This is a genomic window from Paraburkholderia fungorum (genome assembly GCF_046027605.1).
In the GTDB taxonomy this organism is placed as follows: domain Bacteria; phylum Pseudomonadota; class Gammaproteobacteria; order Burkholderiales; family Burkholderiaceae; genus Paraburkholderia; species Paraburkholderia fungorum_F.
Genome location: NZ_JAQQEF010000009.1, coordinates 32,372 through 55,792, shown reverse-complemented (window position 1 = coordinate 55,792; position 23,421 = coordinate 32,372). Strand labels below are relative to the sequence as shown.

At 63.7% G+C, this 23,421-nt stretch carries 18 protein-coding genes; 8 read left to right on the top strand and 10 right to left on the bottom strand.

The genetic code is table 11. The annotated features are described in order from the left end of the window. Positions 1-50: 50 nt before the first annotated feature. Positions 51-998, top strand: coding sequence for a LysR family transcriptional regulator (locus PQR53_RS16720; protein ID WP_408455794.1), 948 nt, complete (start codon positions 51-53; stop codon positions 996-998). A gap of 84 nt (positions 999-1,082) precedes the next feature. Here PQR53_RS16720 and PQR53_RS16715 read toward each other — a convergent pair whose 3' ends face one another. The 5 genes from PQR53_RS16715 to PQR53_RS16695 form a co-directional block, all read right to left on the bottom strand. Further along, complete coding sequence (locus PQR53_RS16715) at positions 1,083-2,399, bottom strand: MmgE/PrpD family protein (protein WP_408455791.1); 1,317 nt, start codon at positions 2,397-2,399, stop codon at positions 1,083-1,085. Between the two features lie 23 nt (positions 2,400-2,422). Further along, positions 2,423-3,547 carry an aminopeptidase P family N-terminal domain-containing protein gene (locus PQR53_RS16710; protein WP_408455788.1) on the bottom strand — a complete coding sequence of 375 codons (1,125 nt, stop codon included), beginning with the start codon at positions 3,545-3,547 and terminating at the stop codon, positions 2,423-2,425. Between the two features lie 74 nt (positions 3,548-3,621). Beyond that, on the bottom strand, positions 3,622-4,725 hold the full coding sequence (locus tag PQR53_RS16705; RefSeq protein ID WP_408455785.1) for a M24 family metallopeptidase: 1,104 nt from the start codon (positions 4,723-4,725) through the stop codon (positions 3,622-3,624). Further along, positions 4,722-6,479 (bottom strand): hydantoinase B/oxoprolinase family protein, encoded by a 1,758-nt coding sequence (locus tag PQR53_RS16700; RefSeq protein WP_408455782.1) that lies wholly within the window; start codon positions 6,477-6,479, stop codon positions 4,722-4,724. The genes PQR53_RS16705 and PQR53_RS16700 overlap by 4 nt, the downstream gene beginning before the upstream one ends. Continuing rightward, positions 6,476-8,545 (bottom strand): hydantoinase/oxoprolinase family protein, encoded by a 2,070-nt coding sequence (locus PQR53_RS16695; RefSeq protein WP_408455779.1) that lies wholly within the window; start codon positions 8,543-8,545, stop codon positions 6,476-6,478. The genes PQR53_RS16700 and PQR53_RS16695 overlap by 4 nt, the downstream gene beginning before the upstream one ends. A 217-nt stretch (positions 8,546-8,762) precedes the next feature. On the opposite strand from PQR53_RS16695, the gene PQR53_RS16690 reads away from it, so the two are divergent. Then, a complete protein-coding gene (locus PQR53_RS16690) occupies positions 8,763-9,656 on the top strand; it encodes a LysR family transcriptional regulator (protein WP_408455776.1) in 894 nt (297 codons plus the stop codon). A gap of 97 nt (positions 9,657-9,753) precedes the next feature. Here the strand turns inward: PQR53_RS16690 and PQR53_RS16685 are convergent, their stop codons facing one another. After that, positions 9,754-10,758, bottom strand: coding sequence for an amidohydrolase family protein (locus PQR53_RS16685; protein WP_408455774.1), 1,005 nt, complete (start codon positions 10,756-10,758; stop codon positions 9,754-9,756). A 568-nt stretch (positions 10,759-11,326) separates the two neighbouring features. On the opposite strand from PQR53_RS16685, the gene PQR53_RS16680 reads away from it, so the two are divergent. The 4 genes from PQR53_RS16680 (at position 11,327) to PQR53_RS16665 (ending at position 16,883) form a co-directional block, all read left to right on the top strand. Then, the gene (locus PQR53_RS16680; RefSeq protein ID WP_408455771.1) at positions 11,327-12,415 is read left to right on the top strand and encodes a porin; all 1,089 of its coding nucleotides are present in this window, start codon (positions 11,327-11,329) and stop codon (positions 12,413-12,415) included. A gap of 406 nt (positions 12,416-12,821) precedes the next feature. Then, positions 12,822-13,952, top strand: a complete 1,131-nt coding sequence (gene hisC / locus PQR53_RS16675) for a histidinol-phosphate transaminase (RefSeq protein WP_408455768.1) — start codon at positions 12,822-12,824, stop codon at positions 13,950-13,952. A 126-nt stretch (positions 13,953-14,078) separates the two neighbouring features. Beyond that, positions 14,079-15,494: an aldehyde dehydrogenase family protein gene (locus PQR53_RS16670; RefSeq protein ID WP_408455765.1), complete on the top strand. Its 1,416-nt coding sequence runs from the start codon at positions 14,079-14,081 to the stop codon at positions 15,492-15,494. Positions 15,495-15,557: 63 nt separating this feature from the next. Continuing rightward, positions 15,558-16,883 (top strand): MFS transporter, encoded by a 1,326-nt coding sequence (locus PQR53_RS16665; RefSeq protein WP_408455762.1) that lies wholly within the window; start codon positions 15,558-15,560, stop codon positions 16,881-16,883. Positions 16,884-17,105: 222 nt separating this feature from the next. Here the strand turns inward: PQR53_RS16665 and PQR53_RS16660 are convergent, their stop codons facing one another. Further along, positions 17,106-18,101, bottom strand: a complete 996-nt coding sequence (locus tag PQR53_RS16660; protein WP_408455759.1) for an amidohydrolase family protein — start codon at positions 18,099-18,101, stop codon at positions 17,106-17,108. A gap of 131 nt (positions 18,102-18,232) precedes the next feature. On the opposite strand from PQR53_RS16660, the gene PQR53_RS16655 reads away from it, so the two are divergent. Next, entirely contained in the window at positions 18,233-19,201 is a 969-nt protein-coding gene (locus PQR53_RS16655; protein ID WP_408455756.1) for a LysR family transcriptional regulator, read from the top strand. A 37-nt stretch (positions 19,202-19,238) separates the two neighbouring features. Here PQR53_RS16655 and PQR53_RS16650 read toward each other — a convergent pair whose 3' ends face one another. From PQR53_RS16650 to PQR53_RS16640, 3 genes are all read right to left on the bottom strand, one after another. Then, positions 19,239-19,940: an ABC transporter permease subunit gene (locus tag PQR53_RS16650; protein WP_408455753.1), complete on the bottom strand. Its 702-nt coding sequence runs from the start codon at positions 19,938-19,940 to the stop codon at positions 19,239-19,241. Between the two features lie 3 nt (positions 19,941-19,943). Next, positions 19,944-20,678, bottom strand: a complete 735-nt coding sequence (locus PQR53_RS16645) for an amino acid ABC transporter permease (RefSeq protein WP_408455750.1) — start codon at positions 20,676-20,678, stop codon at positions 19,944-19,946. A gap of 65 nt (positions 20,679-20,743) precedes the next feature. Next, complete coding sequence (locus PQR53_RS16640) at positions 20,744-21,640, bottom strand: glutamate/aspartate ABC transporter substrate-binding protein (RefSeq protein WP_408455747.1); 897 nt, start codon at positions 21,638-21,640, stop codon at positions 20,744-20,746. A 284-nt stretch (positions 21,641-21,924) separates the two neighbouring features. Between PQR53_RS16640 and PQR53_RS16635 the strand changes: the two genes are divergently transcribed. After that, positions 21,925-23,370 carry an MFS transporter gene (locus tag PQR53_RS16635; protein WP_408455745.1) on the top strand — a complete coding sequence of 482 codons (1,446 nt, stop codon included), beginning with the start codon at positions 21,925-21,927 and terminating at the stop codon, positions 23,368-23,370. Positions 23,371-23,421 lie beyond the last annotated feature (51 nt).

Genomic DNA, 23,421 nt, shown 5'->3' with positions numbered 1-23,421 from the left:
TCATTCATAAAGACCAACGAAATATAAACATGCCCGCATAAAGTGGACTCATGAATCCGACCCTACGGCAACTGCAAGCATTCGTTCTCGCCTACCGGCTCGGCGTCCTGACGCGTGCTGCCGACCAGATGTTCATTACGCAATCTGCCGCCAGTGTGCTGATCAAGCAGCTCGAAGACGGACTCGGCATCAAGCTGTTCGACCGCACGTCGCGCACGTTGCGCCCCACTGCCGCCGCGCACGAGATCCTGCCGACCGCGGAGCGCATGCTGCGCGACCTCGATGCATTGAAGGCGGGCGCCCGCGGCGTCACCGAACGCAGCCGCGGCCGCCTCAGTTTCGCGTCCACACCATCGGTGGCGGCCGCCGTCCTACCCACGCTGCTCGCCGACTACCGGATTCGCTATCCCGAGGTCGAGATCGCGATGCAGGACGTGGCACCCGACCGGCTCACGGCGCCGGTGCTCAGCGAGGAAGTCGAGTTCAGCATCGGCACGCTCGGCAGTAAGCCGGAAGGCATCGAACTGCAATGCCTGACGCGCGACCATATCAGCGCGATCTGCCTCACGGATTCGCCGCTCGCGCGCCAGCATCGCGTCACATGGGACGACGTGCTGGGATTGCCATGCATCACCGTCAAACAAGGCAACGGCATTCGTGATCTGATCGATGAAGCGTTGCGCGCACGCGGCGAGAAGCTGTCGCCGGCTTACGAAGTGTCCTATCTGTCGACGGCACTGTCGTTCGCTTCGGCCAATCTCGGTGTGGCCGTGTTACCTGCCGTGCTGCTCGATTCGCTCGCCTATCACACGCTGACCGCGCGGCGTATCGAACAACCCGTGGTGCCGCGCGATATCCAGTTGATCACGCATGCCGAGCATTCGCTGTCGCCGGCCGCACTCGGCTTCGTCGAGCTGTGGTACGAGCGCATGGGCAGGCCTGGCGATCTGACGGTGCACACGGTGCCGCGGGCGACGTCCGCGCAGTTGGAGCATTGAGCGCAGTTGGAACATTGAGCGTAGTTGGAGCACTAAGTCCCGCTTGCCACCGCCCCCTGGCCACGCGCTATCGCTCGTTCCCCGCTAGCGGACCGGCACATCGAACGTGTGACACAGCGCTTCGAGCGCGCTTGCGTCGTGGCATGCGTTCATCGCGGTTTGCACGAGTGCGCGGCCGCGCCTGCCGCCGATCACTCGCGTCGCCTTGTCGATCAACGCCGCGGCATCGAACGGCAAGGCCGGATCGCCCGGGCTGTCCACCACCAGGATCTGCTCGCGACGCTGCCCGGCGATCACCGTGACACGCGCGGGCCATTGCCGCGGATACAACGCATCGAGCGCCGGCTCCGCGCGCACCGTGACGTTCGCGGCGAAAGCGCCGAGCGGCCCACTCCAGTCGAGCGTGTCCCGCGATACATCGTCGAGCAATGCGGGTCGCAGCGCGGCCAGCGCCAGTTGTCCCGGCGCACTGACGATGCTCGCAATGCGGCTCACCGCCGGCGATTCACGCGCAATCATGCCGGCGTAAGCGCTCGGCACCTCAACCTCGATCGCGTCGATACGCGCCGGCTCGAGTCCACGTGCCAGCAGTTCGCGCAAGCCGTGTATCGCGGCAAGACTTTGCTTCGCGCTGCAATGCGGTTTGATGCTGGTCTGCGCACTCAGCGGTGACGCGGCATCGAGCTCGCGCAGTGGCGTCGCGTCAGCCGGCGCACCACGAATGCCGGCCAGCCACCCCTCGGTGAGCAAACCCGTGTCACCATCGATACCGTCCGCCGCGGCCAACGCGGAGAAGCAACCCGCACGCACCGCGTTGCCGAACAACGCCCAGCGTCCAGGGCACGGCGTGCGCGGCGAGCGGCCCACGGCACGCGGTGTCTGCGCAAGCGCCATCGCGAGAGCCTCGGCGGTGCGAGCCGCGTTCAGTCCCAGCAGCCGGGCCGTGGTGGCCGCCGCGCCAAACGGTGCGACGAGATAGCTCGGCCACAGTCCCTGCGCGAGCAACGCCGCACCGCCCATCGCGAGTGCAAGGCGCAGCGCCACTTCCTGACCCACGAAAATCGCATCGATGAAACGCGCCGGATCAGCGTCGGTTGCGAGCGCACGCATCGCGAGCGCGCACGGCACGGCGATTGCACTGGCGGTGACGGCGCTCGGCCGGTGGATGTCGTCGATCTCGGAGAGCCGCATCACGGCGGCGAGGCGCGCGCTATGCGCAAGCGGCGAGGCTTCGGTGCGATGGATCAAGGCTGCGACGGCATGGCCCTCGGTACTGCGCATGCCGGCCATCAGTGCGATCGACGCGTCGGCCAGATGCAGCGCAAGCCGGTCCCGACCGGCGCCGGCCGAGGCGTCAGCCGTGAACGCGGCAAGCTCGTCAAGCAGGGGGGAGGTTTTCATCAGGCGCGATTAAAGGTCGAGTACTAAATGTCGAGCAAGCGGCTCGGCTCACCGGCTCGCCCCATCACCAGCGGCACGCTGGCACGCCATGGGCCGTCGTCGAGCCGCAACTCGACCGACAGCATCGCGAGCGCACCGGGCGGCAGCGCGTGCAGGCGGCCGGTGTGTCGCGAGGCGACCCGTTCGAGCGAATGCAGCCCGATGCAGGCTTCAAGTGTCCAGTCCTGTACTTCGCCGGGCGCGCCGTCGAGATTCGGTTCTTCACTATCGGCGTGAAACACGGCGGCCGTCGCCGCGAACCAGCGCTGTGCGCGTTGCCACGAGATTGGCATGTGCACTGGCATCGGCAATGACAGCGGTATCGACGCCGGCAAAGGCAACGTCTCACGCACAACGCAGCGCGCGGCGCGCACCCACACGCCCTTGTACGCAAGCGACAAATCGATCGCATAGCGCGCGCCCAGCGGCACATGACCCTCGATGCGGCGTGGCGTCGGATCCGCCGCAAGATCCGGCGCGATCCGTTGCAGCACCTCTTCGGCACCCGCGAGCCGCGCCGCGGCTTCGATCGCGGCAATCACCCCGGGGGTGCAGTGCGCGTCGGCCGGGACGGCACGCATTGCACTGCGAGCAATCGACACCGCACGCACCGCGAGGTCGATTTCGGCCTGATCCGCCGGCTGCCGCAGCGTCGCGTAAAGTTCGCTCGCGTCGACCAGCGTTTCGCCACGCCCTGCGTCGATCAATTGCTTCGCGACGGGCCACGGCAGCGTCTCGAGTGCGATCACCCCGATGCGCTGACCCACCGGCACCCGCTCGTCGAGCAGTGCCTGAACGTTGGCCCCAAGTCGCGGCGCGGTCATGACGCCGCCGGTATGGGACACCGCGTGAATCCATGGATGCACACGGCGCGTGAGTGCCGTCAGCAGGATCGGCGGTCCTTCGGGAAACACGGCCAGCATCGCATCGCCCCAATAGGGCAGAAAATTCGACAGCCACTGCACGGCGGCCGGCTGCGCAAACGACCCGTAGGCGAGCACGGCATCCAGCCGCTGCGCGCGCATGGCCTGCTGAAGCCGGCCCACGCGCGCGTCCAATGAGGTTTGCGAAAGCTCCTCGCGCGACCAGCTGACGAGTCCACGACGCATGAATTCACTCCTCGATATCGAGGCGCGCGGAGCCGCTCGCGCCGTCGACGGGTTCAATGGGCTTCAAATGAGCTTCAAACGGGGACGGAAAACAGCTCGCGGGACGTCGCCGTCAGCACTTCGCAACCGGTTTCGGTGACGCGCACCGTGTCGCCCAGCACGATATAGCCGGCGTCCGGATGGTAGGTGTTCGGATGCACGATCAGCGTCATGTTCGGCTCCAGCACCTGGTCGACGCCCTCAAGCACATGCGGACCGTCGACATAGAGGCCGATGCCATGGCCCCGCACGCGCGTATATTCGGCGCTCACGTAGTCGCCGAGGCCGTGCCGGCGGAACACGTCGTTCTGTGCGACGGCAATCTCGCCATGCGTCACACCCGGACGCACCCGCGCAATGCCCGCCTCCATCGCTTCGACATAGACCGCGAAGGCGCGCCGCTGGATGTCGGTGGGCTCGCCGATCGTCAACGTGCGGCAGATCTGCGAGTAGTACCCGTCGACGCACGGCGTGAGTTCAGTCGTCACCAGATCGCCGGGCGCGAGGCGCCGCTCGCCGGGCGGATGCATGCTGCGCACTTCCTGCTGGCCCGAGCCCATGATGATGAAGTTCTCCCGACAACCTTGCGCGCGCAGCCATGCCTCGACGTCGGCGATCACTTCGTACTCGCGGCGCCCTACTCGCGACGCGGCCCGAAACACCTTGTAGCCTTCATCGGCAAGCGCGGCGGCGCGCGCGACCGCGGCGGCCTCGGCGGCCGACTTCGCGACCATCAGCCGGTCGAGCAGCTTCGTTGCCGCATCGATACCGGACCCGAACGCACCGCGCGCCAGACACCAGGGTGTCGCATGCGCCGGGGCCACGGCCGTGCGCAACGGATCCGCCGCGGCCAACAGCGACGCGGCATAAGCGGCCGCGTTCGGCGCGCACAGCACGTCGTAGGACGGTTGCTCGGCGGCGAGACGCGCCGCCTCGAACGGATGCTCGACCACCAGCCGCGTGCGCGCATCGCGTGCGAAAAGTGCGACCGCCTCGCCTTCCATCGGCGTGACATCGAGGGCAAAGCGCAGATAGTCGCTGCGCCATGCGTTGCCGGAAACGACCAGCAGATCGAGTCCGGCATCACGCATCGCCGCGCGCAGACGCGCGCGCCGCTCGTCGGACAATGCCGTGCTCACGAAACGTTCTCCCGCGGTTCCATTTCGTAGCCGTAATCGCGCGCGGCCCCTTCGACGCTCACGTAGCCGAGGCGCACGTCTTCCGCCAGCGCCTCTTTTGCGCGCTCGAACGGATCGCCATAGCCGCCGCCGCCGGCGGTCCAGAAGGTGACCGTATCGCCCTTGCCGAGCACCACGTTGCTCTCCTTCGTGACCGAGCGCTCGCTGCCGTTGCCGCTGCGGATCAACGACGCGTTGCTGCGTCCCGGCTTGCCGCCGCCCACGCCCCACGGCGGATCGATGATCCGTTCGAGGTTGATATTGACCGTGCTGTTCTGCAGACAGCGATAGCGCAATTCGACGCCGAGTCCGCCGCGCTGCCGGCCCGGACCACCACTATCCGCACGCAACTGATGGCATTCGACGAGGAACGGATAGCGGATCTCCTGCAACTCGACCGGCGTGTTGCGCACATCGCCCTGGCAGATCGACACCGAGGCGGATTCGCCGTCGGCCGTATCGCGGCCGCCCCATCCTCCGCCGAAGATATTCATCAGCACGTAGCGCTCGCCGTTTTCCTCGCGCTGGCCGTAGAACGAGCAGCCGCCCATGTCGCCCTTGTGCGCGGCCGGGATGAACTCGGGCAACGCCGGAGTCAGCGCGCGCAACAGCGTATCGATCACGGTCGGCAGCGCGACGCTCCACAGCCCGAGTGCCGCCGGCGGCCGGGCGTTGAGCATGGTGCCGAGCGGCGAGATCAGCGTGAGCGGCCGGAAGCAGCCTTCGTTGACCGGCGCATGAGGCATCGTGAGGCACTTGAACGCCACGCGCGCCGCCGATAGCCCGCCCGAATAACCCGAGTTCAAAGGCCCAGGCACCTGCTCGTTCATCTCCGAGTAATCGATCGTCAGATTCGAGCCTTCGACCTTGACCGTCACCTTCACGCGCAACGGTACGTTCAGGCGGCGGCCGTCGCTGTCCAGATGCGATTCGGCGCTGTACACGCCGTCCGGAATGCTTTCGACCACCGCGCGCGCCTCCGCCTCGGCCTGATCCCACGAAGCGGAGATGCAGTCGCGCACCGTCGCAATCGAATAGCGCCCGAACAGTTCCGCGAGCCTGCGTCCACCGAGCTGGCATGCCGCGATCTGCGCGCGCAGATCGCCGAGCGACGCCTCCGGAAAGCGGATGTTGTCGGAGATCATCTGCCAGACGCCTTCGTTGCGTTTGCCGGCGTCGTACAGCTTGATCGAGCGCATCTGGATGCCCTCGTGAAAGATCTCGTAGGTCTGCACGTTGCCAAAACCGGTGCGCAGGCCGCCGACGTCGACCCAGTGCGCGCGGTTCGCCGCGAACGCCACGACCTTGCCTTCATAGAAGCACGGCGTGTAGACCACGACGTTATTCAGATGCTGTCCGCACACGCCGGCGTGGTTCATGATCACCACGTCGCCCGGCGCGAAACCGTCGAGGCCGAAGCGCTCGATGCCGTCGCGCACGGCGATGTCGAGATCGGCGAGAAAGATCGGCAGGCCGCCGGAGTTCTGGCAGATCATCCGCCCGTCCGTGTCGATCAGGCCGCAACAGAAATCGCGCACCTCGTAGATCATCATGTTGTAGGCGGACTTGCAGAGCGCGAGCGCCATTTCTTCCGCGTATGCGATCAGCGAGTTCGTCACGACTTCGAGCGTAATAGGATTCACCCGGCGAGCGGTCGAAGGCCCCGGTGTCGAGTCGTGCGCGAGCGGTGCGGCTGAGGTGGAGTCGGCTGTCATTGCGTTTGCTCTTCCGGAAGTTTGATGGCGACCACGATGTGGCCGTGTTCGGTGACACGCGCGACGTCGCCCGGAAACAGCACCGTGGTCGAATGCGGTTCCTCGATGATCGCCGGTCCCTCGACCGTGAAGCCGGGTGCGAGACTCGGGCGCCACAGGATGCGGGTGGCAAGCGGCCGCGCCGGATCGTCGAAGATCACGTCGCGGGTCTGCTCTGCGCGCGGCGCTTCGACTTCGGGTGCGGCCCCGAGCAGGTTGTCGACCGAGCCGCTCGCGCGCTCGACGGTGACCGTCAGACGCAGATTGACGACCTCGATGATTTCGCCCACCGCTGAATGGCCGTAACGCTTGTCGTGCAGTTCGTCGAAGCGGTGGCGCATGTCGGTGTTGGTGTGCGATAGCGCGTCGGGCGCGGCGAGCGGCACGGTGATGCTGTGCTCCTGGCCGCGGTAGCGCAGATCGACGCCGAACTCGAATTGCGCTGCGGCCTCGTCGAGCTCGTCGCCGGCGAGTTGCTTGCGCGCGGCTGTGCGCAGTTCCTCGAACGCGTCGGCGACGGCCTGTGAATCGATTTGTCCGAGCGTGCCGACCAGCGTGCGCACCAGATCATGACGCCACGGTGCGAGCAGCATGCCGAGCGCCGAGAAGTTGCCGGGCAGCTTCGGAATCACCAGCGTCGGAATGTAGATCTCCTTGCACAGCGATGCCGCGTGCACCGGCCCGGCGCCACCGAACGCGATCATCGCGGCCTCGCGCGGATCCACGCCCTTGCGCACCGACACCGCGCGCACCGCCAGCGCCATCGCGGAATCGGCAATGCGGACGATGCCCATTGCCGCTTCCGCCGTCGTCAGGCTCATCGGTTCGCCAACGCGCGACGCGATCGCACGTTCGGCGCCGGGTGCGTCGAGCGCCATGCCGCCGTCGAGAAAACGGCCCGCGTTCAGGCGGCCGAGCACCAGGTTGGCGTCGGTGATGGTCGGCTCCGCGCCGCCGCGCCCGTAGCACACCGGTCCGGGTGCCGAACCGGCGCTTTGCGGACCGACGTGCAGGCCGCCCGAGCCGTCGCGCCATGCAATGCTGCCGCCGCCGGTGCCGACCTCGACGATCGCGACGACCGGCAACTGCATCGGCTGGCCCGTCGCATAGCCGCCGATGTAGTAGCCCTCCTCGATCGACATCTCGCCATCCGTAATCAGCGTCGCCTTCGCGGTGGTGCCGCCCATGTCGAAGCCGATCGCCTGACGCAGACCGAGCAATCTGGCGATATGTCCGGCACCGATCATGCCGGCGACCGGTCCGGACTCCATCATCGAGACCGGCTCGACGCAGGCATGCGCGAGCGACATGCTGCCGCCGCTCGAACGCATCATATGGATCGCACCGCTGAAGTCGCGTTCGCGCAGATGCGTTTCGAGCGTGCGCAGATAGCGCTGCACGCGTGGCCCGACGTAGGCGTTGAGCACCGTCGTGGAGGTGCGCTCATACTCGCGGCATTCGCGCAGAATCTCATGCGACAGCGTGACGAACAGCTTCGGAAACGCTTCACGCAGCACGTGGCCGGCCGCCCGTTCATGCACCGGGTTCGCGTACGAATGCAGGAAACACACCGCGACCGATTCGACGCCCGCAGCAACAAGCTGCTCGCCGAGCGCGAGCACTTCGGCGTCGTCGAGCGGCGTCAGAACCTCGCCGCGCGCGTTGAGCCGCTCCTGCACTTCGTAGCGCAACTCGCGCGATACCAGCGGGCGCGGCCGCTTGAAGTGGATATCGAATGCGTCGGGCCGGTTGCCGCGGCCGATCTCGTAGACATCGCGAAAGCCTTGGGTCGTGATCAATGCGGTGGCGACGCCGCTGCGCTCGAGTACCGTATTGATCGCGATGGTCGACCCATGCAGGAACTCGTCGATTTCACCTAGCCGGGTGCCGGCCAGATCGAGTGCATGCGCCACGCCCTCGGTTGGGTTCGCGGGCGTGGTGAGCGTCTTCGCGAGCACGAGTTCGCCCTCTCGATAGCCGACCAGGTCAGTGAAGGTACCGCCGATGTCTACGCCTATCAGGTTCATTTGCAGTTCCACGTTAACGGATGCCGGAATGCCGGGATGCCAGGTATCACTGAGCGCCCGTCCGGTGTTCGCACGACAGGTGACCCGCTGCCGGGCCGACGTTTTTTTGTTTGTTAAACGAGACTAAATGAGGGGTGCCAGGCCGGGCAATCCGCTATCGGGCTATGAGTTCATAGTAAGATGGCTATGAGCTAACAGGCTTCACAAGGGGAAGTAAATGCGACCGGTCACGATGCGGGGCCTCGAAGTTTTCGTCGCGGTCGTCGACACAGGCGGCTTCGGTTCGGCTGCGAGCGCGCTCGATATCACGCAGCCTTCGGTGAGCGTTCACATGCGCGAACTGGAGAGCAAAGTGGGCGGCCCGCTGTTCGAGCGCCATCCTGGTGTTTCCCCGCAGCTCACACCGGTCGGGCGTAACTTCTATGCCTATGCGGTGGACACGCTGGCGCGCACGCGGGCCATTTCGTCCGACGCGGGGCAATCCAAACGCAAGCTTCATTTCGCTGCGCAACGCTTTGTCGCGAACGCACTGCTGCGGCGGCCACTGGAAGAATTCACGTCGTTGCGCACGCAGGTCGAGCTGATCGTACGCACCGGCACGTTCGAGGAAGTCCACGCACTGTTCCTGAAAGGCGCGGTCGACCTCGTGTTCATGCTCAGCAACGGTGAAGTACCGGGATTGCAGACCGAGCAGATGGGCCGCTATCGGCTCGCCTTCGTCGCGCCGCCGAACCATCCGCTGGCGAAAGCGCAAAACATTTCGATCGATACGCTGTCGGCCTATCCGTTCGTCGCGGCCTATGAGCTGTCGTATTTCGGCCGGATGATTACGGAGAAGCTGCGCGCGGTGGGCCTGACCGATCCGATCATCGCGTCACAGGCCCAGGAAATGGGCACGGTACGTGACATGGTGGTGGCCGGCATGGGGATCGCCTGTGCGTTACGGCGTGCATTGCAGCCGGATATCGCGGCAGGCTCGCTGGTCGAACTGGATGTCGACGTCGAGCCAATGTATCTCACGCTCAACTATGCGCGCCGCGTGCGCCCGGAATTGCCGGAAATCGACAACCTGATCGAGATGATGCGGCGCTCGGAGGGATTACATGCTTGAGGCGTCGGCGTCGGCGTCGCCACGCTGACGCCGATCTCGCCTCTCTGAAAACCGGCGCCGGCATCACGAAGAATTATTACCGCGCGTTACGCGCGCATCACACGTGAGCCGGCTCACGCAGATTCAGAATGCGCCGCGCGTTTTCACCCAGCACCTTGTTCTGATCCGCTTCCGAAAGACCCGCTTCGCGCAGCACCTTCAACGCGGCATCCGGATCCCAGCATGGATAGTCGCTGCCGTACATTACATGATCGGCGCCATAGAATTCGACCGCGAAGCGCACCCCCATCTCGTGCGGCGACACCGTGTCCGTGTACATCCGCTTGATGTAGGTGCTCGGCGGCTGTGGCAGCCTGGCCTTCTTCGAATTCTTGTCCATGCGGCCAGCCTGATACGGTAACGCGCCGCCGGTGTGCGACATGACGATCTTCAGCGCCGGATGGCGCTCCATCAGCCCCGACAGGATCAGCCGGCAAGCGGACACGCTGACGTCGATCACGCGCCCGAGACTCAGATAGAGCGCGCCATCGTAGCCGTCGAGAATATCGTTGAAGACCGCGTCGGTTGGGTGCAGAAACATGGGAATGCCGAGTTCCTCGACGCGCGCATAAAACGGTTCGAGCCGCTCGGCGTCGATACGCGGATCCGCGCCGATGCTGCCCGGCAGATTCACGCCCATCAACCCGAGGCGGGTAATCGCATGCTCGAGCACTTCCAGCGCGACCTGCGTGTCGACTAGCGGCACCGCCGCGCTCGCCCACACGCGACCCGGATAGCGGCGCTGCGCGTCGGCCATTTCTTCATTCCACTGCATGGCCGCCGCCCGGCCTTCTTCGACAGGCAGATCGGAAAAGTGAACCGAGAACGGGCCGATCGAACACACCACGTCGATCTCATGGCCGGTTGCATCCATGCGTGCAAGTTGCTTCTCGATGTCGAACCAGTCGGCGCCAAGGTCAAAACCCGGCACGCCGTTGTCGGCGCGCCAATACTTATAGCCGCCCCGGCCGTTGGGCTCGGCGCGCGGGAAACCTTCCCGCTTGCACAGCGCCTCGAAAATGGACCGTGGCCACCAATGAAAGTGCGAATCGACAATGCGCATCGACATTCTCCTGAATGCAAGGGATCCGGCCGCGAACTCATGAACTCGCAAATTCGCAAACTCATTTCACGAGTCTCACGCTGACGCTTCGATTCTACGATCGCGGGAACGCCCACGGCCACTCGTCAAAAAGCTATGGGTTCGTAGAAGGAAGGTTATGAGTCCGCCGATATCCGGGACAACACTGAGCGGGACAACACCGAGAACCGATAAGAAAACTTTATGCAAGCATTAACCCATAGCCTTCTTTCTATCTACTCATAGCCCAAGTGTAGATTGCCGGAACAATATGGTCTAGTTAGCTTACGTCTCAATCCCCCGTCCAGGACTGGCGGGTGGATCTGGAGCATGCGAGCAAGACATTGTCATGACGCTCCAATAGTTTGGCTGAGGTTCGATCCGGAGCATCAGGTTGCAGATTTCACCATTAGGACTGCCACCCAACAATCATATCAATCGGGATGTCTGTGCTACCCAAACTGTCTTTCCAACCGCTCGCCATGTTTGATACCAGGCGCGGGCACGTCGATGTCGGTCTGTTCAAACGAAAAAAATAGGGGAAGTCGCGATGAAGAAGCAAGCAAGAGGATACGTGTCGCAGCTCGCAGGCGCGCTTGCAGCACTGAGCCTCGCAGGAGCCGTCCATGCGCAGTCGAGCGTCACCCTGTACGGCGTCGCGGATGCCAGCCTCCGATATCTGACAGGTGCAAACAAAGCCGACGATTCCCAGTTCTCGCTGGCCAACGGCGCGATCTCCCAAAGCCGTTGGGGGATGCGCGGCCGCGAGGATCTCGGTGGAGGCACCTATGCAATGTTCGACCTGCAGAGCGGCTTCAACCTGCCGAACGGCTCGATGTCCAGCGCGGGCGTGATCTTCAACCGTAATGCTTATGTCGGCGTCGGCAACCCGACCTACGGTTCGCTCAAGCTCGGTATCATGGACAACCCGACCTATCAGCTGCTCACCGACGGCTGGGATCCGCTGACGGTCGGCAACTACCTGCAGAACGAGTGGTTGCCGGTCGCGTTCTCCGGCGCGCTGCGCGGCGGCAGCAACATGGCGTTGTACACGCTGGATCGCGGCCCGTTGACGATGCGCGGCTCGTTCAGCCTCGGCGGCGTGGCGGGCAATTTCAATTCGGGCACGCTGAAGGTGCTGGCCATCGCGTACGATCCGAGTCCCTTCGGCGTCGAAGCCGGCTTCGTGCAGGGCTACAACGCAGCCAACTTCTCGCAGCGCGCGTTCAACGTCCAGCTCCGGTTCAAGGGTCTGCAGGCGTGGGAGTTCTGGCTCGGCTATTACAACGACGACGACCACACCGGCTCGGTTGACGCGTTCCTGACGGGCAACGCGGCGGTGGGCACGGCGGTCGGGCGCAAGGACAACGCGTTCGTCGCAGGCGCGGCGTATTACGTCACGCCGGCCTTCAGACTGACCGGCGCGGCCTACTACGACAACGCGCAGAACGTCTCGGCCGTCAGCGGCGCGGACGGCAAGCGCTATACCTATGTGGCGCTCGCCGAATACTTCCTGTCCAAGAAGGTGACGTTGTACGGCACCGTCGACTACAACCGCGTGACCGGCGCGACCACCAACGAAGAGCCAAACGGCAGCAACCAGTTCGGCGTCGGCACGGGCATCCGGTATCGGTTCTGATCCACGCGCGCGGCTTCGTGCCGCGCGCTCGAACCATGCAGTCACTTTATGTCCGCATTTCTTTATTTCGTTTGTCGATGAGGACAGCCGCCATTACAGTAAATTGCCGACCGCTCAACGCACCGCGCCAGCCGGCGTCGAACCCTGTATCCGGGTAGACCCTTCCCGGCTTGCCGCGAGCCACGGTCGGCAATCGTGCCGGGTGGACTGGAGGAGACCGATGCTGCATCGCACTCATAGCTTTCCGGCGATGCACTCATAACCCGATCGTCACTTGCCTCGTCAATATGGCGTGTTTAAGGTTGTCGGCACGCCAAGGGCAACAGGTACCGCAATCCGTCGGGTTCCGCGTCAGGAGACGATGCGGCGCGGCACATCAACATTCAAAACAAAGGATGAGGTAGGCATGTCAGAGTTTTTAACGCAGTGCGCGCCGCACATTCTCGACATTCCGCCGTATGTGGCGGGACGGCCGGTTTCCGATGTCATGCGCGAGTTCGGGCTCGAGCGTTCGACCATCGTGAAGCTGGCGTCGAACGAGAATCCGCTTGGCATGTCGCCTCACGCGCGCGCCGCCATCGTCGACGCGCTCGCCGAGGCGAGCCGTTATCCCGATGCAAACGGCTTTGACCTGAAACAGGCGCTGGCCAAGGCCTATTCCGTCGACGCCGCCTGCATCACGCTCGGCAACGGCAGTCACGATCTGCTCGAAATGGCCGCTCACGCCGTGCTGCATCCCGGACAATCCGCGGTGTATTCCCAGTATGCGTTCGTGGTCTACGGCAACGCGACTCAGGCCTGTGGCGCCGAACATATCGTGGTGCCGGTCGACGCGTCGATGGGTCACGATCTCGACGCGATGCTGGCGGCCATCAAGCCGAACACGCGGCTGATCTTCATCGCCAATCCGAACAACCCGACCGGCACGTTCATCGCCGGCAGCAGGATCGAGGCGTTTCTCGAACGCGTGCCGGCGAATATCGTCGTCGTGCTGGACGAGGCCTACACCGAGTATCTGGACGACGAGGACCGCTACGACTCGCTGCACTGGATCGAGCGTTTTCCGAATCTCTGCGTCACCCGCACTTTTTCGAAGGCATTCGGACTGGCCGGTCTGCGCGTTGGCTTCGGCGTTGCCGGTCCCGTGTTGACGGGTCTGCTCAACCGGCTGCGGCCCGCGTTCAACGTCAATTCGCTGGCCCAGGCCGCGGCCATCGCCGCGCTTGACGACAGCACGTTCCTCGAACATTCACGCGCGATCAACCGGCAAGGCCATCAGCGGCTCGCCGCGGCCTTCGACGAACTCGGCCTCACGTACGTGCCGTCATCCGGCAACTTCGTGATGGTCAAGGTCGGCGAGGAGAAAGACTCGGGGCAACGTGTCAACACCGCGCTGATGCGCCGCGGCGTGATCGTGCGTCCGCTCGCGAGCTACGGTTTGCCGCAGTGGCTGCGCGTGACAATCGGCACGCCTCATGAAAACGAGCGCTTTATCGCCGAACTGAGCGCGATTGTCAGCCCGGCGCGTGTCGCGTAAGCACAAGTCCGCGAATCACCGTGCGATGCCGATGCGCCGGGGCACACCGAAGTACTCCGGCGCGCAAGCGGAGATGCCCTGTGTTTCGTTTATCGCTCGCCCCTTCCTATCCGCGAGATCGCGTCCATGAATACCTATCGCTACTTCCATGTCGACGGCCAGTTGCGGCCGAGCACCGGCACGAACACGATCACGCTGGTCAGCCCGGTCACTGAACAACCGGTCGGCGAACTGTTGTCATGCAGCAAGGCCGACGTCGACGCGGCCATCGACTCGGCGCACCGCTGCTTTGCGCGCTGGGCGTCGAGCAGCATCGAGCAGCGCGAGCGGGCGTTGCTTGCGCTACGCGCGGCCATCGCCAAACGCACCGAGCGGATCGTCGAGAGCCTGGTTGTCGAAGTGGGCGTACCCGTGTGGGTCGGCCGCTCGATGCAGGTGCCGATGCCACTCGCCAATCTCGATGCCATCATCGAAGGCCTGCACCAGGTGAACTGGGAAGAGCAGATCCGCACCTCGCGCGTGGTGCGCGAACCAGTCGGCGTGGTGGCCGCGATCACACCGTGGAACTACCCGCTGCATCAGATCGTCGCGAAGGTCGCCGGGGCCATCGCCGCCGGCTGCCCCACGGTGCTCAAGGCGAGCGAGATCGCACCGGGCGCCGCCCAGCTCTTCATGGAAGCCGTCGAAGAAGCCGATCTGCCGCCGGGACTCGTCAACATGGTCTGGGGCGGCGCGGATGTCGGCGAATGGCTGGTTGCCGATCCACGCATCGACATCGTGAGCTTCACCGGCTCGGGCGCGGTCGCGAGACACATCCTGGCGAGCGCCGCGGGTTCGTTGAAGCGCGTCGCCCTGGAGCTCGGCGGCAAGTCGGCCGCGCTGATTCTCGACGATGCCGATCTCGACGCCGCCGTGCCCGCGGTCGTACGCCGCTGCATGAACAACTCGGGCCAGGCATGCGTCGCGCAATCGCGTCTGCTGACACCGCGCCATCTGCAACAGGAAGTCGCGCAACGCGTCACCGCAGCACTGAAAGAATGGACCCTGGGCGACCCCGCGGATGAAACCACCCGGCTCGGGCCCGTGGCGAGCGCCCGGCAATTCGACAGCATCAACCGCCACATCGGCGCGGCGCTCGCCGCCGGCGCAACGCTGCTCGCCGGCGGCGCGGGCCGCGCAGCCGGTTTCGAACGCGGCTACTTCATCGCGCCGACGGTGTTCACCGATGTCGCACGCACGATGGCGCTCGGCTGCGAAGAAGTGTTCGGCCCCGTGCTCGCCATGATGCCGTACGACAGCGACGAAGACGGCATCGACCTCGCGAATGCAACGCCGTACGGCTTGTCCGGCGCGGTGTGGTCGGGCAATCAGACGCGTGCGATGAATGCGGCCCGGCGCATGCGCACAGGCCAGGTCATTCTCAACGGTGCGCCGCCCAATCCCGCCTCGCCGTTCGGTGGCGTCGGACAATCCGGATTCGGCCGCGAAAATGGCCGGTTCAGTATCGAAGCATTCCTCGAGTTCAAATCCATTCAGCAATAACGGCAACGGCGCCGCGCGTACCGACTCGGCACGTATCAGCGTACAACCACATGGGGAGCGGCAATGGAAGCAGCAGGCAAGGGTGGAAACTGGCGGGGCGCGGTCGCTTCGACGATTGGCAACGTACTCGAATGGTACGACTTCGTGCTATTTGGCTTTCTCACACTGGTGATCGCCAAACAGTTCTTCCCATCGAGCAGTCCATATGGGGGACTGCTGATGACCACGGCGACATTTGGTGCGGGCTTCGTGGTGCGGCCAATCGGCGGCGTTCTGCTCGGCGTCTACGCGGACCGCCATGGACGTAAGGCGGGTTTGACGCTGGTCATCATGATGATGACGATCGCGTCCGCGATTGTGGCGTTCACGCCGGGCTTCCATCAGATCGGCATCGTCGCGCCGCTGCTGGTGGTGTTTGCGCGATTGCTGCAGGGCGTGTCGGCCGGCGGCGAATTCGGTACCGCCACGGCCATGCTGGTCGAGTATGCGCCGAAGGGCCGTCGCAGCTTCTACGGCAGCTGGCAGATGTTTGCGCAGGCGTTGGGCGCGTTGATCGCGATTGCAATGGGCGCGCTGTTGACCGGCTTTTTCTCGCAGGCAACGGTCGAGTCGTGGGCGTGGCGTCTGCCCTTCGCGTTCGGCTTGCTGATCGGTCCGGTCGGTATCTACATCCGTAACCGGATGCCTGAAACCGAAGCGTTCCAGAAACTCGGCAAACCCGCGCGGGCGCCGCTAGGCAAAGTACTCACCGACTACCCGAAAGAGGTGTTCATTTCGACGTCGATGAGCGCGGCACTCAACGTGATGTCGTACGTCATCTTCACGTTCCTGCCGATCTTCGCGGTGCAAACGCTGGGCATGCCGATCAAGCTGCCGTTCACCGTGTTGCTCATGTCGGTCACGCTGCGTATCGTGACGATTCCGCTGTTCGGCTGGCTAGGCGATCGCGTCGGTCAGAAGCGCGTGATGAGCCTTGCACTGGTCGCGTTCCTGATAACGCTGTATCCGTCCTACTACTGGATGATTCACTCGCCTTCGATGATCTCGATCCTCACGGTGGAAAGCGTCTTCGCGGTCCTCACCAGCGCCGCCACCAGTTCGGTGCCCAGCGCATCGGCGCAACTGTTCCCGACCTCGGTGCGCTCGACTGGCCTTGCGATCTCGTACAACATCGGGGCATCGCTGTTTGGCGGCTTCTCGCCGTTCATCCTGACGTGGCTGCTGCATGTAACCGGCGACAAATTCATGCCGGCCCACTATGCAACGCTGTTCTTCGCGCTCGGCCTGATCGGCGTGCTGATGCTGCGCAGCGACAAGGACGACAAGGCGGTCGCCGAGCCGGGCCCTGAAGCGGACGATCAATCTCCGGCGCTGAAGCAGGCGCATTGAAGACGATGAAGCATGCGGTGCGCAGAGCGCACCGCATGCATGAGCAAGAACACGAAGCCATAGCAAGCGATAACAAGCCTCAATCAAACACATCGCGCCGCAATAAAAAAGGCCCCGGCAGCAATGCCGGGGCCTCAGTTTTCGCCAAATCGATTGCGACTTGAACGACTTGATCCTGCGGAACCACCGGAGCGAAGCGCCCCGGTTCGCGAAGCAAAAGCGTTACAGCTTGAGATTAAAGATCCGCTCAGCATTGTTGCCGCGTACCTTGTGACGAACCGAGCCGGGCAGTTCGTTCACGCGCGCGAGAATGCCGCCCATGTCGCTGATGTTGTGCGGGAAATCCGAACCGTACAGCACGTTGTCCTCGCCGACGCAGTTGATCGCCATTTGCAGCGCTTCACGCGAATAGACCACCGAGTCGAGGAACAGACGCCCCATGTAAGTGGACGGCCGCTTGCTGATGGTGGCGCGGGCGCTGTCGATCTTCTCGTGGCAACGGTCGAAGCGCGAGATCAGGAACGGCAGCGCGCCGCCGCCATGCGCACCGATGATCTTGAGCTTCGTATAGCGATCGAAGAACCCGTCGTAGATCATCCGGCCGAGCGCCAGCGTGGTATCGAACATGAAACCGATCGGCACGATCAGCATGTACTTCTGCATATCGAGGCCGTGCACTGCCGGCGGTGCGGTCGGATGAATCAGCACCGGCAGCGCGTGGTCGTCGATCGCCTTCCATGTGGGCGCGAAGAGCGGATCGGTCAGCGATTTCTCGCCGACGTTGGCCAGCACCAGCACACCGCTCGCACCGAGTTTCAACGCACGTTCGAGTTCGGGTTTGGCGAGTTCCGGGTGCTGCCAGGGCAGCGTCGCGAACCAGCGGATCCGGTCGGGATGCGCGGTCTGAGCGGCGGCGAAGTCGTTGTTCATCGCCTGGGCTGCCTTCAGGCTGATTTCGGGCGTGCCCCAATAGACGCTCGGCGCGGCCAGCGAGACGACGCAGATGTCGACGCCGTGTTCGTTCATCGCCTTGACGCGTGCATCGAAATCGAAGAAGGCCGGGAAGATCGTATTGAATGCCGCGCCGTCGTGGTGAATGGCCTCCCGGCCGCCTGCCACCTGCTTCACTTCGTAGCGCGGCTTGCCGTGTTCGCGCAACAGGTTGAGCCAGTTCTCACTGTAGTTATGCGTATGTACGTCGACAACAATACTGTCCATGACAGGGTCTCCAGGATTCAGGGTTTTCATTGCCAGTACGCGTCCTCAGCGGACGACTGACGCCTGCCAGTCTAGGGACTGCGTCGAAGCACGGCCAACGAGTAAAAGTTGTCCCCGGATAAGGTGAAGTTATGGCCACGGAAACGTTTCAGATTGGCAATGTTTCGCTCAAGCAATTGCGTGCCTTCGTGGTGGTCGCGCAGGAAAAGAGCTTTACGAACGCCGCCGCTCTGCTGCATGTCACGCAGGCCGCCGTCAGCCTGCTGCTGCATGAACTGGAGAAGGAACTGGGCGTGCGCTTGCTCGATCGCACATCGCGCGCCGCGCAACTGACCGATGCGGGCGCTGAGTTTCTGCCTACGGCGTTAAGGCTGCTGCACGAATTGAGTTCAGCCATCGCCGACACGAAAGAGTTATCGAACAAGCGCCGAGGCCGCGTGAGCATCGCGGCCTCGCCCCTGCTGTGCTCGCTGATGCTGCCGTCGATCATCGCCGGCTATAAACGTGACTATGCGGAGATCGCGGTGGTGTTGCGCGACGTGCCCTCCGGCGACGTCAGGCGCCTCGTCGAGGATGGCGCGGTGGAACTCGGCCTGAGCAATCCAGGCGGCGCCGGCGATCTGGTGACCGGCGAGACGATTCTGCTCGATGAAGTGCTATTGATCGTGCCGACGGATCATCCGCTTGCGCAATACGCTGAAGTGTCGTGGAAGGACATTGCGCGCTATCCGCTGATCGCGCTCACCGCACGCAATGTGACGCGGCAATTGATCGACCGGAGCGCCCTCGAAGCCGGTGTGCGGCTGGTGCCTCAATACGAAGTGTCACAGGTATGGACCGTGATCGGTATGGTCACGGCGGGACTCGGCATCGCGTTTGTGCCCGGCTATGCGTCGGTCGTGCTGGATGCACGCCACGTGGTCACGCGCAGGCTCTCCTGCCCGCCTATTACGCGGCCGATCGCCCTGCTGCATCGGCGCGGCCGCAGCCTGAGTCCGGCCGCCCAGACGTTCCGCGATTTTATGTTCGCTCAGGTGGGCAATAAGGATGACAGTGGGTCACCCTGCCCTGTTTGGGCGGCGTGTGCCTTGCTGAAGTAGATGAGAACGCCTTGGCGGTGTTCCGAAGACATACCGCCTAAATGGTCTCCGTGCCCACTGCGCCCCCAAGCCGGACCTGCAATCGACGCACTACGGCGGACATGGCCGTGCACACACAGAAGTAGCATGCACCGGCAAACAATATCAACTCGACTGTCGTGCCATCCCGTGCCCCAACGTTCGAGGCGATCGTGAAGAAGTCGCCAAGACCCACCACGTAGACGAGAGACGTGTCCTGAAACAGGATGATGGCCTGCGTCAGCAGCAACGGAACGATCGCCCGCAGCGCCTGAGGAAGCACGATCAGCCGCATGCTCTGGAGCGGTGTCATGCCGAGCGCCTGCGCTGCATTGAACTGTCCGGGCGGCACGCTGTTGACGCCTGCGCGAATGATCTCCGCGTAGTAAGCCGCCTCGAATAGCGAAAACGCGATCAATGCCGAGACGCGGCGTATGTCGGTGCCTGCCGGCAGATGCAGGAACGCCACCAGCAGTTGCGGCACGACGAGAAAGAATACCAGCAGCACCACCGGCAGCGGCACGGCGCGAAAGGCCGTCACATAGGCACGCGCAAACGCCGACAGCAACCGCGAGCGCGATAGTCTGAACAAGGCCAGCAGCACGCCAAGCAAAAATCCGGCGACCAGCGCCACCGCCGTGATTTCAAGCGTAATGTGCAGCCCGCGGACCAGTTCGGGCAAATCCTTCGGTATGACAGTCCAGTGAAAACTGTATGGCATCACCTATCGCCCGGACGCAGCCAGTCGGACCGTCTTTTCGATTCTTCGCCCGACAATCATGATGAGGCCGGTCAACAGCGCATAGCCGCCGATGATCGCGGCGAACGATTCGTATGCCTGGGACGTGTAGTCGATCATTCGCTGCGCCTGTGCGGTCAGTTCGAGCACGCCGATCGTCGAGGCCACCGACGAATTCTTGACGATATTCAGAAATTCGGATGTCAGAGGCGGCACGAGGTTGCGCACCGCGACGGGCAGCAGCACGTACCGGTAGGTCTGGAACCCGCTCAGTCCAAGCGACAGCCCTGCGGCCCGCTGCCCGGCCGGCAGCGCCTGCAGGCCCGCCCGCACCTGTTCGCATACTCGCGCCGACGTGAACAGCCCGAGGCAGACTATCGACGTCAGCACGCCGGATTGCTCCGGCGGCATATGCTTGAGCGTACTGCCGAGCGGGCCAGGCAGCAGCTCGGGAACGGCCCAGAACCACAGGAAGAACTGCACGATCAACGGAATGTTGCGAAACAGTGCGACATAACTGGCTGAACACCAGCGCAGCCCTCTGCCCGGTATGGTGCGAACGACGCCCATCGCCGTTCCGACCACAAGCGCAATGACCCAACCGGCGATCGCAATGCCGACCGTCGTTTCCACCCCTGAGACAATCCATCCGAGATAAGTGGATGGCTCGCCCGTAGCGACAGGCTGGAGAAAAACCGCCCAATCCCAGCGATAACCCATGTCCGTTTCCCGTTATGTTGACAAGGCACGGCCGACGGGTTCGCCAGGCGCGGCCAACCGCGCGATCAGCTCAGCGGCTTGTCGTTGGGAGCCTTGAACAGGGACTTGAGATCGTCGCTCTCCGGCAGATGCAGATTGACCCGGCTCGGCGCAATCGGGCTCTCGAACCACTTCCTGTAGAGCGCATCCGCCTGGCCCGACGTCTGCAGCCGCGCGACCGCGTCGTCGACCAGCTTCTTGAAGTCAGGATCGTCCTTGCGGAACATGCACCCATACGCCTCTTTCGATTGAGGCGTACCGACGATCACGTAATCGTCGGAATTGGACGCCTTCGCCCGCTCGCCCGCCAGCATCGCGTCGTCAAGCATGAACGCGTCGGCGCGCCCAGTCGACAGCGCGAGGAACGACTCCGCGACATCCTTCTGCGTCGTGATGACGATGCCCAGGTGCTGCTCCACGTTGAGCCGGTGCAGGATCTGTTCGGACGTCGAGCCCGCGTTCGTCACGACGGTGCGTCCCTTGAGGTCGGCGAAGTCTTTGATGCCTGTCTCTTTCTTCGTCAGGAGGCGTGTGCCGATAATGAAGATCGTATTGGAGAAGGCTGCCTGTTTCTGCCGCTCGGCGTTGTTCGTCGTGGTACTGCATTCGATGTCGATCGTGCCGTTCTGTAACAGCGGAATGCGGTTCTGCGGCGTAATCGCAATCGTCCTGACGGCCAGGTTCGGCAAATTCAGTTTCTGTTTGACGGCGTCCACGATGGCGAGCCCGACGTCCTGAGAATAGCCAATCGGCTTCTGCTGATCGTCGTAATACGAAAACGGTACGACTGCGGGACGCACGCCAAGAACTATCGTTCCGCTATCCTTGATCTTCTGCAGCGTACCGGCGCTTTGCGCGTGAGCAGATCCGATTGCTGCCAGCGAGGCGGCAAGCAGCAATCGAAGCGTGTTCTTCCGAATCATGTAAATGGTCTCCTGGAGTACAGTTCGCGTTAGTTGCGAATTCAAGCAACTCGCTAGTAGATATCAACCACGCCGGTGACGGCAAATACTTATAGTGGATTTGCTATTCGGTCTTTTTGCTAAGCCTCAGACCCGCCATGAGCCTCGACGAATCGAATCATTTGTAAACTGCGCTAATCACAGCCCCTTTTGATTCCATTGATTGTGCGGCGCGGCTCACGTACGCTGTGGCCCGAATCCCGGCCAATCCGCCAGTGCACAACGTTCAGGAGATCCTCTCGCCGATGCAGGCCCCCAACCTATCCCGCGCGCCGAGACACAACTCAGGACACGGCTCGCTGATCGTAATGCTCGTCGCAGCCGCTTTTTTCATGGAGAACCTCGACGGCACCATCATCGCCACGGCGCTGCCGCAGATGGCGCGCTCGTTCGGTGTGCATCCGGTCGATCTGAGCCTGGGCATCACGTCGTATTTGCTGACGCTCGCCGTCTTCATTCCGATCAGTGGCTGGGCCGCCGACCGCTTCGGCTTGCGGACCGTGTTCAGCAGCGCGCTCGCCGTGTTCACCGCGGCGTCGGTGCTGTGCGGCATGACCACGAGCCTGCCTGAATTCACCGCCGCTCGCGTGCTGCAAGGCATCGGCGGCGCCATGATGGTGCCGGTCGGCCGGCTCGCCGTGTTACGCGCAACGCCGAAGGACGGCCTCATGCGCGCTATCGCCTTCATTACCTGGCCGGGGCTCGTCGCGCCGGTGATCGGGCCGCCGCTTGGCGGCTTCATCACGACCTACTCGTCGTGGCACTGGATCTTCTACCTGAATCTGCCGCTCGGCTGCATCGGCCTGCTGTTGTCGATCATGTATCTCGACAACACAAAGGAGAACGCCGGGCGCCGCTTCGATACGGCTGGTTTTGTACTGACGGGCGTCGCCGGGGCAACGCTGATGTACGCGATGGAATTGCTTGGGCGCAGCAATACGCCGTGGTCCGAGATAACGGGCCTGCTCGCCATCGGGGTGGCCTCGGGGGGCGCCGCATGGTTTCATGTGAGGCGCGCGCACGAGCCGGTCGTCGATCTGTCGGCCTTGCGTGTGAAGACCTTTGCGGTGGCCATGGGCGGTGGCTCGCTCTTTCGTGTATCGATCAGTGCAGTGCCGTTTCTGCTGCCGCTGCTGTTCCAGGTGGGCTTCGGACTGAATGCGTTCGAGTCGGGGCTGCTCACGCTTTCGGTGTTCGCCGGCAACCTGTCGATGAAGGTGGTGACGACGCCCGTCATGCGGCGCTTCGGCTTTCGCAGCGTGCTGATCGTCAACGGAATGTTCGCCGCGATCTCGCTTGCGGCAATGAGTTTGCTTTCGCCTGCCACGCCCAGGACGGTGATCGTGGCCGTGCTCTTCCTGAGCGGGCTGTCGCGCTCGTTGCAGTTCACGGCGTTGAATACACTCAGCTTCGCCGACGTCCCGAAGGCCCAGATGAGCGGCGCATCCGCGTTGTCGAGTACCTTGTTCCAGATGACGATGGGTATCGGCGTGGCCCTTGGCGCGATCGCGTTACGCGTCGCCGAATGGCTGCATGGGCACGACTCGCATTCGATCGCGCCGGCGGATTTCAGCGTCGCGTTTCTGATCGTTGCGGCCGTGGGTCTGCTCGGCATCTTCGATCTGTTCGGGCTGGCGCGCGATGCAGGGGCCGAGGTCAGCGGGCAAGCGCCACCGCGCCGCCCCGGCTAGCAGATCGAAACGGTATTCACACAAGCAGGCCGGCACGCGCTACGCGCCCGC

Excerpts from the sequence above, each read along its gene's own strand:
- PQR53_RS16720 (WP_408455794.1), top strand. The coding sequence starts at position 51 with ATGAATCCGACCCTACGGCAACTGCAAGCATTCGTTCTCGCCTACCGG.
- PQR53_RS16715 (WP_408455791.1), bottom strand. The coding sequence starts at position 2,399 with ATGAAAACCTCCCCCCTGCTTGACGAGCTTGCCGCGTTCACGGCTGAC.
- PQR53_RS16710 (WP_408455788.1), bottom strand. The coding sequence starts at position 3,547 with ATGCGTCGTGGACTCGTCAGCTGGTCGCGCGAGGAGCTTTCGCAAACC.
- PQR53_RS16700 (WP_408455782.1), bottom strand. The coding sequence starts at position 6,479 with ATGACAGCCGACTCCACCTCAGCCGCACCGCTCGCGCACGACTCGACA.
- PQR53_RS16695 (WP_408455779.1), bottom strand. The coding sequence starts at position 8,545 with ATGAACCTGATAGGCGTAGACATCGGCGGTACCTTCACTGACCTGGTC.
- PQR53_RS16690 (WP_408455776.1), top strand. The coding sequence starts at position 8,763 with ATGCGACCGGTCACGATGCGGGGCCTCGAAGTTTTCGTCGCGGTCGTC.
- PQR53_RS16685 (WP_408455774.1), bottom strand. The coding sequence starts at position 10,758 with ATGCGCATTGTCGATTCGCACTTTCATTGGTGGCCACGGTCCATTTTC.
- PQR53_RS16680 (WP_408455771.1), top strand. The coding sequence starts at position 11,327 with ATGAAGAAGCAAGCAAGAGGATACGTGTCGCAGCTCGCAGGCGCGCTT.
- hisC (WP_408455768.1), top strand. The coding sequence starts at position 12,822 with ATGTCAGAGTTTTTAACGCAGTGCGCGCCGCACATTCTCGACATTCCG.
- PQR53_RS16670 (WP_408455765.1), top strand. The coding sequence starts at position 14,079 with ATGAATACCTATCGCTACTTCCATGTCGACGGCCAGTTGCGGCCGAGC.
- PQR53_RS16665 (WP_408455762.1), top strand. The coding sequence starts at position 15,558 with ATGGAAGCAGCAGGCAAGGGTGGAAACTGGCGGGGCGCGGTCGCTTCG.
- PQR53_RS16660 (WP_408455759.1), bottom strand. The coding sequence starts at position 18,101 with ATGGACAGTATTGTTGTCGACGTACATACGCATAACTACAGTGAGAAC.
- PQR53_RS16655 (WP_408455756.1), top strand. The coding sequence starts at position 18,233 with ATGGCCACGGAAACGTTTCAGATTGGCAATGTTTCGCTCAAGCAATTG.
- PQR53_RS16650 (WP_408455753.1), bottom strand. The coding sequence starts at position 19,940 with ATGCCATACAGTTTTCACTGGACTGTCATACCGAAGGATTTGCCCGAA.
- PQR53_RS16645 (WP_408455750.1), bottom strand. The coding sequence starts at position 20,678 with ATGGGTTATCGCTGGGATTGGGCGGTTTTTCTCCAGCCTGTCGCTACG.
- PQR53_RS16640 (WP_408455747.1), bottom strand. The coding sequence starts at position 21,640 with ATGATTCGGAAGAACACGCTTCGATTGCTGCTTGCCGCCTCGCTGGCA.
- PQR53_RS16635 (WP_408455745.1), top strand. The coding sequence starts at position 21,925 with ATGCAGGCCCCCAACCTATCCCGCGCGCCGAGACACAACTCAGGACAC.